The 12,980-nt window shown below is 37.4% G+C and carries 11 protein-coding genes and 1 pseudogene; all 12 read left to right on the top strand.

Translation table 11 applies throughout. From position 1 onward, the window contains the following. Positions 1-11: 11 nt before the first annotated feature. Positions 12-389, top strand: coding sequence for a RidA family protein (locus AC3WJG_RS26100; RefSeq protein WP_013054863.1), 378 nt, complete (start codon positions 12-14; stop codon positions 387-389). A gap of 155 nt (positions 390-544) precedes the next feature. Continuing rightward, a complete protein-coding gene (gene spoVG / locus AC3WJG_RS26105) occupies positions 545-835 on the top strand; it encodes a septation regulator SpoVG (protein ID WP_013054864.1) in 291 nt (96 codons plus the stop codon). A 194-nt stretch (positions 836-1,029) separates the two neighbouring features. Further along, positions 1,030-2,409, top strand: a complete 1,380-nt coding sequence (glmU, locus tag AC3WJG_RS26110) for a bifunctional UDP-N-acetylglucosamine diphosphorylase/glucosamine-1-phosphate N-acetyltransferase GlmU (RefSeq protein WP_028410351.1) — start codon at positions 1,030-1,032, stop codon at positions 2,407-2,409. An 18-nt stretch (positions 2,410-2,427) separates the two neighbouring features. After that, on the top strand, positions 2,428-3,381 hold the full coding sequence (locus AC3WJG_RS26115) for a ribose-phosphate diphosphokinase (RefSeq protein ID WP_014462059.1): 954 nt from the start codon (positions 2,428-2,430) through the stop codon (positions 3,379-3,381). 186 nt (positions 3,382-3,567) lie between these two features. After that, positions 3,568-4,197: a 50S ribosomal protein L25/general stress protein Ctc gene (locus AC3WJG_RS26120; protein WP_028410350.1), complete on the top strand. Its 630-nt coding sequence runs from the start codon at positions 3,568-3,570 to the stop codon at positions 4,195-4,197. Positions 4,198-4,336: 139 nt separating this feature from the next. Beyond that, entirely contained in the window at positions 4,337-4,894 is a 558-nt protein-coding gene (gene pth, locus AC3WJG_RS26125; RefSeq protein ID WP_028410349.1) for an aminoacyl-tRNA hydrolase, read from the top strand. 59 nt (positions 4,895-4,953) lie between these two features. Then, complete coding sequence (fin, locus tag AC3WJG_RS26130; protein WP_013054869.1) at positions 4,954-5,184, top strand: anti-sigma-F factor Fin; 231 nt, start codon at positions 4,954-4,956, stop codon at positions 5,182-5,184. 69 nt (positions 5,185-5,253) lie between these two features. After that, positions 5,254-8,784: a transcription-repair coupling factor gene (gene mfd / locus AC3WJG_RS26135; RefSeq protein WP_337134644.1), complete on the top strand. Its 3,531-nt coding sequence runs from the start codon at positions 5,254-5,256 to the stop codon at positions 8,782-8,784. A gap of 249 nt (positions 8,785-9,033) precedes the next feature. Beyond that, positions 9,034-9,570 carry a stage V sporulation protein T gene (gene spoVT / locus AC3WJG_RS26140; protein WP_013054872.1) on the top strand — a complete coding sequence of 179 codons (537 nt, stop codon included), beginning with the start codon at positions 9,034-9,036 and terminating at the stop codon, positions 9,568-9,570. A gap of 229 nt (positions 9,571-9,799) precedes the next feature. Beyond that, on the top strand, positions 9,800-11,404 hold the full coding sequence (locus AC3WJG_RS26145; protein ID WP_221841457.1) for a putative polysaccharide biosynthesis protein: 1,605 nt from the start codon (positions 9,800-9,802) through the stop codon (positions 11,402-11,404). Positions 11,405-11,416: 12 nt separating this feature from the next. Then, complete coding sequence (gene yabN, locus AC3WJG_RS26150) at positions 11,417-12,877, top strand: bifunctional methyltransferase/pyrophosphohydrolase YabN (protein ID WP_060744939.1); 1,461 nt, start codon at positions 11,417-11,419, stop codon at positions 12,875-12,877. Between the two features lie 20 nt (positions 12,878-12,897). Beyond that, a pseudogene (locus tag AC3WJG_RS26155) lies at positions 12,898-12,980 on the top strand (RNA-binding S4 domain-containing protein); the annotation flags it as partial.

Below are 12,980 nucleotides of genomic sequence, written 5' to 3' on the forward strand. Positions count from 1 at the left end.
GAGAGGAACATATGTTACAGGTTCAAACAAAAAATGCACCGCAAGCTATTGGTCCATATTCACAGGGAATTGTTGTGAATAACTTGTTTTACAGTTCAGGTCAAATTCCACTTCGTCCAGATGGTACGTTAGTCGAAGGAGATGTTCAAGTACAAGCTACTCAGGTATTTGAAAATCTAAAAGCAGTTCTTGAAGAAGCTGGAGCTTCTCTAAATACAGTTGTAAAGGCAACCGTGTTCATTAAAGATATGAACGACTTCGCAGCGTTAAATGAAGTCTATGGCGACTACTTCGGGGACCATAAGCCGGCACGTTCATGTGTAGAAGTAGCGAGACTACCTAAAGATGTACTTGTTGAAATTGAAGTTATTGCGCTCGTTAAAGGGTAATTAAATTAACAAATTTCTAACAAAAAGCAAGTAACTTCCAATTGTTCACTTTTTTTGCGAAAATTTTCTAAAAATTTTTTCTGAATAGCAGGAAAACACAAAATTCTGTGGAATTAAGTATGTAAAGCTTCGCATAGAAAAAGGTGGTGAACAAGATGGAAGTAACTGACGTAAGATTACGCCGCGTGAACACTGAAGGACGTATGAGAGCGATTGCTTCAATCACATTAGATGGTGAATTTGTTGTTCATGATATTCGTGTGATTGATGGTAATAATGGCTTATTTGTAGCCATGCCAAGTAAACGTACACCGGATGGTGAGTTCCGTGATATTGCACATCCAATCAATTCAAATACTCGCGGAAAGATTCAAGATGCTGTTTTAGCAGAATATCATCGTTTAGGTGAGGTAGAAGTTGAATTCGAAGAAGCGGGTGCTTCGTAAACATATGATACATTAAGAGTCTACTGAAAAGTAGGCTCTTTTCTTTTTGATTACCACTTATATAATTTCACACCTTTGTAAAACTTTAGCATTACCAAAAAATAAAATTCATGACTTATAAATGATTCCTTGAAATGCTGTCATTTTTGATATAATATTCTTAATGGATAAAAAGGTAAAATTGGAGGCCTGTTATGTCAAAAAGATATGCAGTCATATTGGCAGCTGGTCAGGGTACACGTATGAAGTCATCTTTATATAAAGTGTTACACCCTGTGTGTGGCAAACCGATGGTGCAACACGTAATTGATCAGTTATCACGTTTAGATTTAACAAATTTAATTACAGTTGTAGGTCACGGTGCCGAAAAAGTGAAATCACATGTTGGAGATAAAAGCTTATTTGCTTTACAAGAAGAGCAGTTAGGAACAGCTCATGCAGTGATGCAAGCAGAATCTTTACTTGCACATGAAAAAGGTACGACAATTGTTGTATGTGGAGATACTCCGCTTATTACAGCTGAAACAATTGAATCTTTATTAAAGCATCATGAAGCAACAAATGCAATGGCAACTATTTTAACAGCTCATGCAGAAGATCCAACAGGATATGGACGCATCATTCGAAATGAACAAGGGTCTGTTGAAAAGATTGTGGAGCATAAAGATGCCACAGAACAAGAGCGTCTTGTACAGGAAATTAATACTGGTACGTATTGTTTTGATAATGAGAAATTATTTGAGACACTTTCAAAAGTTTCAAATGATAATGTACAGGGAGAGTATTATTTACCTGATGTTATCGAAATTCTAAAAAATGAAGGTCAAATTATTTCTGCATATCAAACATCCGATTTTGCTGAAACATTGGGCGTTAATGATCGATTTGCTCTGTCTCAAGCAGAAGAAACAATGAAGAAGCGCATCAACAAGCATCATATGTTAAATGGAGTGACGATTGTGGATCCTTCTAACACGTACATTTCAGCAGATGCTGTTATTGGCAGAGATACGGTTATTTATCCTGGTACGGTTATTCAAGGAACAGTTGTAATTGGAGAGAATTGTGAAGTAGGCCCTAACAGTGAAATTAAAGACTGCAAAATAGGTAATAATACTTCTATTCGCCATTCTGTTGCTCACGATAGTGAAATTGGTCACGAAGTCACAATTGGCCCATTTGCACATATTCGTCCTCAATCATTAATTGGAGATGAAGTGCGCGTAGGAAACTTTGTAGAAATTAAAAAAGCATCTTTTGGCAAAGGTAGCAAAGCTTCTCATTTAAGTTATATTGGAGACGCAGAGGTCGGAAAAGGTGTAAACTTAGGGTGCGGATCTATTACAGTTAACTACGATGGGAAAAATAAATTTTTAACAAAGATTGAAGATGGGGCATTCGTAGGATGTAACTCAAACTTAATTGCACCTGTAACAATTGGTGAAGGCGCCTATGTTGCAGCTGGTTCAACCGTAACGGATGATGTGCCAGGAAAAGCATTATCAATTGCTCGTGCGAAACAAGTAAATAAAGAAAACTATGCTGAAAAGCTTGATATTAATAAAAAATCCTGACGGAGGTTTCACAATAAAATGTCAAATGTATATGCTGATGAAAATTTAAAGTTATTTACGCTAAATTCAAACAAGGCTTTAGCTGAAGAGATCGCAAAAGTAATTGGTGTGGAATTAGGTAAATGTTCGGTTGATCGTTTCAGTGACGGTGAAATTCAAATTAACATTGAAGAAAGTATCCGTGGTTGTGATGTATTTATCATTCAATCAACAAGTGCTCCAGTTAATGAACACTTAATGGAATTATTAATTATGATTGATGCATTAAAACGTGCATCAGCTAAAACAATTAACATTGTTATGCCTTACTATGGCTATGCTCGTCAGGATCGTAAAGCTCGTGCACGTGAACCAATCACTGCCAAATTAGCAGCAAATATCATTGAAAAAGCGGGAGCTACTCGTATTATCACATTAGATTTACATGCTCCTCAAATTCAAGGTTTCTTCGATATTCCAATTGACCATTTAGTAGGTGTTCCAATTTTAGGTGAATACTTCAAGAGTAAAAATCTTGATGACGTTGTTGTTGTATCTCCGGACCACGGTGGTGTAACGCGTGCTCGCCGTTTAGCGGAACGTCTAAAAGCGCCGATCGCTATCATTGACAAACGTCGTCCTCGTCCAAACGTAGCAGAAGTTATGAACATTGTTGGACAAGTGGAAGGAAAAACAGCAATCTTGATTGATGACATGATTGATACAGCCGGTACAATTACAATTGGTGCAAGTGCATTAATTGAAGCAGGTGCAAAAGAAGTATATGCTTGTTGTACACATCCAGTGCTTTCAGGCCCTGCAATTGAGCGTATTCAAAATTCTACAATCAAAGAGCTAGCTGTAACAAACTCTATTGCTTTAACAGAAGATAAGAAAATTGGTAAAGTAACAGAACTTTCAGTAGCTCCGTTAATCGGTGAAGCGATTATTCGTGTTCACGAAGAGCAATCAGTTAGTACGTTATTTGATTGATAAACAGAACCTCTTTCCAAATGGAAAGAGGTTTTTTTGAAAAAAATTAAATGGGCTAATCCTTTGTTTTAAAGGGATTTGGACAGGATGAACAAAGATATATTACTGTTCGAACTGCGTTTCATGTTTAGCAACCTTCTAAAAAGGGTACATTTTAAGTAGAAAACATACTGGAAGGTGAATAAAATGAGTATTTCAATTCAAGCAAATAAAAGAACGGATTTCAAAAATTCTACAAATAGAAAGATTCGCGACGAAGGAAACTTCCCAGCGGTTGTTTACGGAAATAAAACAGAATCCACACCTATTTACTTAAACAGTGCTGATTTTATTAAGACTATTCGTGAAGCAGGGCGCAATGGAGTGTTAACATTACAAGTGGATAAGCAAAAATATTCCGTAATGTTACATGATATTCAAACTGATCCATTAAAAAACGAAATTGTCCACGCCGATTTCCAAGTGGTCGACATGAAGAAAGAAATTGATACTGAAGTTTCTTTATCTCTAGTAGGAGAAGCAAAAGGAACAAAAGAAGGCGGCGTATTACAGCAGTCTCTATATGAAATTTCATTAAAAGGCTTGCCGCAAGATATCCCATCATCTATTGATGTAGATGTATCAGATTTAGGAATTAATGATACAATTACAGTAGCGGATATTAAGGTAGATAAAAAGCTGGAAATTACGCATGATGCAGAAGATACAGTTGCTTCTGTACTACCTCCTCAACAGGAAGAAGAGCCGGACAGCGGCGAAGTTCAGGATGCTGAAGGCGATGTTGAAGCAACAAAAGAAAAAGATAACGAAGAATAATATAAAAAGACGTAACCAAAAGGTTACGTCTTTTTGTGTGAATTGATTATAATAAAAGTGATACTATATAGTAATGTAAAACATTAAAGACATTTACCTATTATGTACAACTTACATAGAGTGGAAAGGAGTATCTATTTTGAAATTAATCGTTGGTTTAGGGAATCCTGGAAAAGAATATGACCGAACTCGTCATAACATAGGATTTATGGCAATTGATAAAATTGCTGAACAGTTTATGATTTCATTAGATAAAACAAAGTTTAACGGAATATATGGAACAGGTATAATAAAAGGAGAAAAAGTCATATTATTAAAGCCTCTAACATATATGAATTTATCAGGAGAAAGTATTCGCCCGTTAATGGACTATTTTGATATAGACGTCGAAGACTTGCTTGTTATTTACGATGACTTAGATTTACCATGCGGAAAAGTAAGGTTGCGTACAAAAGGAAGTCCAGGCGGCCATAACGGAATAAAATCAATTATTCAGCATTTAAAGACCCAAGAATTTAACCGAATTCGTATTGGAATTGATCGTCCGCAAAACGGTATGAAAGTAGTTGATTACGTACTAGGGCGCTTTACAGCAGATGAAATGGTTCATATGGAAGAAGCGATGAAAACGTCTGTACACGCGAGTGAAGATTTTTTAGGTAAACCGTTCTTAGAAGTAATGAATCGCTATAATTAAGTAGAATAAAATTTCTCTCAATCGTCCATACTAACACTAAAAGATTTGGGAGGATTTGTATGTCTATTCATTATTTCTGTAGACATTGTGGCGCAAAAGTCGGTATGATAGAAAAGACAGCTCACAATACGGAAGCACTCGGTTTTAATCACCTGACCGCAGATGAACGAAAAGACTTTATTCACTACCATAATAGTGGAGATATCGTGGTTAAAATTATTTGTGAAGACTGTCAAGAAGCGCTAGAACGAAATCCAGACTATCATCAGTACGAAACATTTATACAATAAAAAGCTTTGGTCTCAAACCAAAGCGTTTTTCTGTTTAGTTTAGACATATCATGGGAGGAGGGAATTCCTTTGCGAGGGATTAGACAGCAATTTGAAGAAAATAAAGAAATTGGAGCTGTTGTCAGCAGTTTAGAAGAAGGTTTGAAAGAACAGTTAGTAACGGGAATTTCCGGTTCAGCTCGATCTGTATTAATGGCACTCTTAAATGAGGATAAAAAATACCCCTTATTAGTAGTGACTCATAATTTATATCAAGCTCAAAAAGTGTATGAAGACCTTTTGCATCTTTTACCGGAAAAAGACGTTTTCTTATACCCTGTTAACGATTTAGTTGCTACAGAAGTGGGGATTGCAAGTCCAGAATTAAAGGCTCAGCGAATTGAAGTACTCAATTATTGGAGTCAACATACAGGCGGAGTAGTTGTAACACCGCTTGCAGGAATTCGAAAGCTGCTGCCTCCTAAAGCAAGATGGGAGCAAACACAGCTGCCGTTTCAAATGGGAATTGACATCGATGTTGATCATTATTTAAAAAGGTTAGTTGAGTTGGGCTATGAGCGGGCATCGATGGTTTCAGCTCCGGGTGAGTTTAGTGTGCGCGGAGGAATCATTGACATTTATCCGTTAACAGAAGAGCTACCTGTCCGAATTGAACTATTTGATACGGAGATTGATTCCATTCGTACTTTTACAATCGAGGATCAACGTTCTCAAGAGCAGTTAAAAGAAATTTCAATCGGCCCTGCTACGGAAATCATTGTGAATCAAAATGAAGTAGCCCAAGGAATTGAAGAACTAGAAGCACAGCTGGCTTCGACGCTGCAACAAGTGAAAAACGCAGCACTAAAAGCTACCATAACAGAAAATATTAAAGGTGAAATCGAACAGCTGCGTCAAGGTCAACTTCTTGAAAATATGTTCAAGTATTTATCATTCTTCTACGAATCGCCTGCTAGTTTACTAGATTATTTACCAGAAGGCGGCCTTGTCATCTTTGATGAGACAACTCGAATTCAAGAAACGTCTGATCAGCTTGAAACAGAGGAAGCTGAATGGATAACTGAATTATTAGGACAGGGGCAAATTGTTCGAGACGTTCAATTATCTCATAAGCTTCCATCTCTTATTCAGCGAGCAAAACATCAGTTTTTATACTTATCGTTATTTTTGAAGCACGTATCGTATACGAGTCCGCAAAATATTATTAATATTTCATGTAAGCAGATGCAGCAGTTTTACGGCCAAATGAACTTATTAAAAAGTGAAATTGAACGTTGGAAAAATGCTAATTATACGGTAGTCCTCTTAGGCGCAGATAAAGAGCGCGTGAAAAAACTTGAAGGTGTGCTGGCAGATTATGATATTGATTCATCTATTTTAGATGGAAATGGTCAGCTTGTGCCAGGTCTTGTTCAAATCATTGAAGGCGATTTACAAATGGGCTTTGAACTGCCAATGCAAAAATTAGCTGTTTTAACCGAGGAAGAATTGTTTAAAAAACGGGTAAAGAAATCAAAGCGTCGTCAAAAGCTTTCCAATGCAGAGCGTATTAAAAGCTATTCAGAGTTAAACGTAGGTGACTATGTCGTACACGTGAACCACGGTATTGGCCGTTACTTAGGAATGGAAACGTTAGAGATTAACGGTAATCATAAAGATTATATCCATATCAAATATGAAGGCTCTGACAAGCTGTACGTTCCTGTTGAACAGATTGATCAAGTACAAAAATATGTAGGCTCTGAAGGGAAAGAGCCAAAAGTATATAAACTTGGCGGAAATGACTGGAAGAAAGTGAAACGAAAAGTTGAGTCTTCTGTTCAAGACATCGCTGATGACTTAATTAAACTGTATGCAGAGCGTGAAGCAAGTAAAGGTTATGCATTTTCTCCGGATGGCGATTTACAGAGAGAATTTGAAACAGCTTTCCCTTATCAAGAAACCGAAGATCAGCTTCGTTCTGTACAAGAAATTAAAAAGGATATGGAACATGAAAGACCAATGGATCGTCTGCTTTGCGGAGACGTTGGATATGGAAAAACGGAAGTAGCCATTCGTGCTGCGTTTAAAGCTGTGACAGATGGAAAACAAGTGGCTATTTTAGTGCCAACCACTATTTTAGCTCAGCAGCATTATGAAACCATCCGTGAGCGTTTTCAAGACTATCCAATCAACATTGGGCTATTGAGCCGCTTTCGCAGCCGTAAACAGCAGCAAGAAACAATTAAAGGGCTAAAAAACGGGACCGTAGATGTAGTGATTGGTACACATCGTTTACTATCTAAAGACGTGATTTATAAAGATTTAGGATTGTTAGTTATCGATGAAGAGCAGCGTTTTGGTGTAACGCACAAGGAAAAAATCAAGCAAATGAAAGCAAACGTTGATGTCCTTACACTTACAGCAACGCCTATTCCACGAACATTACATATGTCTATGTTGGGCGTAAGGGATTTGTCTGTTATTGAAACGCCGCCTGAAAATCGTTTTCCGGTTCAAACATATGTAGTGGAGTATAATCCAGTTCTAGTTCGTGAAGCGATTGAGCGTGAGTTAGCGCGTGATGGCCAAGTTTACTTTTTATATAATCGCGTAGAAGATATTGAACGAAAAGCAGAAGAAATTTCGATGCTCGTGCCTGATGCTAGGGTAACGTATGCCCACGGAAAAATGAATGAAACCGAACTCGAAGCGGTTATTTTAAGCTTTTTAGAAGGCGAATATGACGTGATTGTGAGTACAACCATTATCGAAACGGGAGTAGATATTCCAAATGTAAATACGCTTATTGTCAACAACGCTGATAAGATGGGATTATCACAACTGTACCAATTAAGAGGGCGTGTAGGTCGTTCAAATCGCGTGGCATATGCGTACTTTACGTATCACAAAGACAAAGTACTGACAGAAGTAGCTGAAAAGCGTCTGCAAGCTATTAAAGAATTCACCGAATTAGGTTCTGGTTTTAAAATTGCTATGCGTGATCTTTCAATACGTGGCGCCGGAAACTTACTGGGCGCTCAGCAGCATGGATTTATCGATTCTGTCGGCTTCGATCTCTACTCTCAAATGCTTAAAGAAGCGATAGAGGAAAGACGCGGGTCTGATGGAGAAAATGTGAAATTTAATGTAGAAATGAATCTGGACTTAGACGCGTATATTCCTGATCAGTACATTACAGACGGCCGCTTGAAAATTGAGATGTATAAGCGCTTTAGAGGAATTGAAGCACTAGAAGATATTCAAGAATTGCAGGATGAAATGATTGATCGTTTTGGAGAGTATCCGGCTGAGGTTGAGTATTTGTTTAAAGTAGCGGAAACAAAAGTATATGCAACGCAGAACTTAGTAGAATCTATTCTTCAGTCAAAACAAGAAATTTCTATTCTGCTGTCTGAAGAAGCGAGCTCAACGGTAGACGGCCAAAAATTATTCATGCTAGGTGATCAATTTGGCAGAATGGTCAGCTTAGGTATGGAAGGCAAGAAAGTAAAATTAGTGGTTAATGTAAAAGGACTTGCTCAAAAAGAATGGCTCAATATTGTGTATCAGTTAGTAAAAGGAGTAGCCACTGTTAAAAAAGAACAAGTTACGAATTAAAAAGAAGGCTCATTTTTGAGCCTTCTTTTTATATAGCCGAAATAAAAACCGCCAAATCCCCATGTTTTGGCGGTTTTTTGGACATTTTTTTAATAAAAGCACACTTTTTAACAAAAAAAGAGATGGTTGGTGAATAGAAGTTGTAGAGTGAAGAATACTAACCTCAACAAAGGTGAACCTTTTATCATATAGCCATCAGTGATATTCACCAACTATTTTAATCATCATATGAAAGAGAGGCTTCAATGAATGAAAGCAACAGGTATTGTTCGTCGTATTGATGATTTGGGTCGCGTTGTGATTCCAAAAGAAATTAGAAGAACGCTTCGCATCCGAGAGGGAGATCCGCTAGAGATTTTCGTCGATCGCGATGGAGAAGTTATTTTAAAGAAATATTCGCCAATTAGTGAATTGGGAGACTTTGCAAAAGAGTATGGCGAAGCGCTATACGACAGCTTGGGTCATCCTGTACTTATTTGTGACCGCGATGTATTTATTGCGGTAGCAGGAAGTTCTAAAAAAGAATACTTAAATAAAAACATTAGTTCGTTAGTGGAATCTGTTATGGAAAGCCGCAGTTCTTCTTTAGTAACTGATGGGAAAAACCTTGAATTTGTCGATGGATACGAAGAAAATATTTCTTCTTACACAATCGGTCCGATTATTGCAAATGGAGATCCGATTGGAGCTGTTGTCATTTTCTCAAAAGATAAGTCTCTTGGTGAAGTAGAGCATAAAGCAGCCGAAACAGCAGCTAGCTTCTTATCTCGTCAAATGGAGCAGTAAGCGTAATTATCTTTATTTTACATTATTTACTGAAAAGGTAGCAGTTTCTGCTGCCTTTTTTCATGCTGTCTTACCTTAGAAATAAAGAGAACATGATATAATGGTACGGTATTTTATTTATTGGAAAGTGCAGGATGTTTTATAAGAACAATGCTCTATTCTAGTGTGGTTAGCGGCTAATAAAAAGAGTTGTTCATATCATTACAAGCTGCAGGTGAAAGGTGTAGGAATGCAGAAACAATCAAAGCTCTATTCTATTTTTAACGGCGCCGTTATTTTAACGCTCGCAGGTTTATTTACGAAAATCTTAAGTGCCACTTATCGTATTCCATATCACCATATCGCGGGAGATATAGGGTTTTATATCTATCAGCAAGTTTATCCGCTATATGGAATTGCGCTACAGCTAGGTACATATGGTTTCCCCGTAATTATTTCAAAGTTAGTAGCTGAGTATGCGGTAACAAATCGGAGAAAGGAAATACGGGGAATACTTCAAGTTTCGTTTGCTTTTTTGTTTGTAGTAGGCTGCACGATATTTGCGTTTGAATATGTTTTCGCAGAAACGATTGCCGAGTGGATGGGAGATCGTAAATTAACGGTTCTCATTCAAATTATTTCATTTTCCTTTTTACTTATTCCGTTTATTGCTGTTATTCGTGGTTATTATCAAGGATTACATAATATGTTTCCTACAGCGCTGTCTCAAATTGCAGAACAAGTTGTACGGGTAGGGACTATTTTGTATCTGTCTATTTTCTTGATCCAACATGGTTATGATCTATATACTGCAGGGGCGGGAGCTATTTTTGGTTCTATAACAGGCGGTATCACATCCCTTATTATTTTATTTTTATTTGTTTTTAGAACAAAGACAAATTCTAAGGGAGTATTTCAACGCATAAAAAAAGCAGACATCAAGAGAATATTTAAAATCCTTATTATTCAAGGCTTATTCATTTGTATTAGCGGTATGGGTCTGTTGTTTATCCAGCTTATTGACTCCTTTACTTTATATTCTAGTCTAACGACGCACGGCATGGCTGAAGAAGCAGCACAAATTTCAAAAGGGATTTATGACCGCGGGCTTCCGTTGATTCAATTAGGTACAGTAGTAGGTACAGCTTTTTCGCTTTCGCTTGTACCTGTTATTTCTTCAGCTATTGCGAAAAAAAATCTGTCATTTGTAGTTGAAAAAGTTCAGCTGTCTCTCCGTCTATCGCTTGTAGTCGGAGTTGGAGCAGCTTTTGGCTTGATTGCGCTGATGAAACCCATTAATATGCTTTTATACAGTGACTCCCACGGAACGGACGTTTTACAAATTTTGAGCTTGTTGGTTATATTTACAACAGTAGCAGCAACTGCTGGAGCTGTACTGCAGGGGATGGGAGCTGTTTTCGCGCCTGTAATAGCCGTTATCGCTGGCATGGCAGTCAAACTAATATTGAATCTTTGGCTAATACCAGATTTTCAAACTATAGGAGCAGCCATTGCTTCCTCAGCTGGATTCGCTATCGTTGCAGCAATCAATCTATTTTGTCTATATAAAAAGCTTGCTGTACCTCTTGTTCCGAAAAAGGCAAGTGGAGGTATTTTTATAACGGGCATAGCAATGGTCGTTCTTTTGCAAAGCTATTTATTTTGTTTACATCACTTTGTATGGTCTAATGGTTTAGATACAAGCAAACAAGTGGTTGAAACCGGAGCTGGTGTTTTAATAGGCGGTTTGTTTTATTTGTTTATCATTATGAAACAACATATTTTTACCGAAGAGGAATTACGTTTACTTCCAATGGGAAGTGTTTTAGCTAAATACGTATTAAAAAATAAATAAGAAGGTGAAGCAATGACAGGGAAAGTAACAGTTATTGGTTTAGGAGCAGGCGATTTAGAACAGCTACCTGTAGGCATTTATCGCTTGCTACAGCAGGAAAAGCATATTTATATGCGTACAAAAGAACATCCTGTAATCAAAGAATTAGAAAGTGAAGGCTTGACGTATGTATCCTATGATGACGTATACGAATCGTATGATGCATTTGAAGAGGTGTATGAACATATATCAAATGATTTAATCGATAAAGCTTCAATAGAAGAAGTGGTGTATGCCGTTCCTGGGCACCCTTTAGTGGCAGAACGTACGGTTCAATTACTTTTACAAAAAGGAAAAGAACGAGGCATTCCTGTTGAAATTAAAGGAGGACAAAGCTTCTTAGACCCAATTTTTGGTGCGCTAAAGATCGATCCTATCGAAGGGTTTCAGCTGCTAGACGGAACAGATTTAAAGCGAAGCGAAATAGAGTTAACCGGTCATGTTCTAATTGCTCAAGTGTACGATCAGTTCGTTGCCTCAGAGGTAAAGCTCACGCTGATGGAACATGTTCCTGATGATTACCTCGTTTACATTGTAACAGCAGCGGGAAGCAGTGAAGAAAAAATCCAGCCGGTCAAGCTGTATGAATTGGATAGAGAAATGTCGCTTAATAACTTAACGACTATTTATGTCCCTCCAGTAGAAGACGAAACAATTTTATACCATCAATTTGACGCATTCAGAAAGATTATTGCCACGCTCAGAGGGCCAAACGGATGTCCTTGGGATCAAAAACAAACGCATGAATCGCTCAAGCGCTATTTGCTAGAAGAGTCTTATGAGTTATTAGATGCAATTGACCGTCAAGATGACGATAATATGATTGAAGAGCTTGGTGATGTATTACTGCAAGTACTGCTTCATGCACAAATCGGTGAAGATGAAGGAATGTTTTCAATTGATGATGTCATTCGCAGTGTTTCAGAGAAAATGGTAAGACGCCATCCGCATGTATTTGGGGAAGAGAGCGTGAATGATGCAGATGAGGTCTTGAAAAATTGGGATGAAATCAAAAAAGGAGAAAAAGGAGAGGAACCTTCTTCTCTGTTAGCTTCTGTACCTGAGGCTATGCCTTCTTTAATGAAAGCGCATGGATACCAAAAGCAAGCTGCAAAAGTTGGTTTCGATTGGTCAGAAGTTGAACCTATGTGGGAAAAAGTACAGGAAGAACTTGCTGAATTCCAAGAGGAAGTGCAGCATGCTGATAAAGAAAAAATGAGCGATGAATTTGGAGATATTTTATTTGCTTTAGTGAATATTGCAAGATTTTATAAAATTGACTCTGAAGCTGCATTAGCTAAAACGAATACAAAGTTTTTAAATCGATTTCAATATATTGAAGAAAAAGTGAAAGCTTCTGAAAAACCATTTGAATCTTTTTCGTTAGAAGAGTTAGATGAATTTTGGGAAGAAGCCAAAAAAACAGGTTTGTAAAACAGAAAGGTGAGGGAATTATGAGCTTAGATAAATTTTTAAAAGTATCACGTTTAATTAAGCGCCGTACATTAGCAAAAGAAGTATCAGACAAGGGCCGTAT

This window comes from Priestia sp. FW507-14D1A (genome assembly GCF_058781295.1).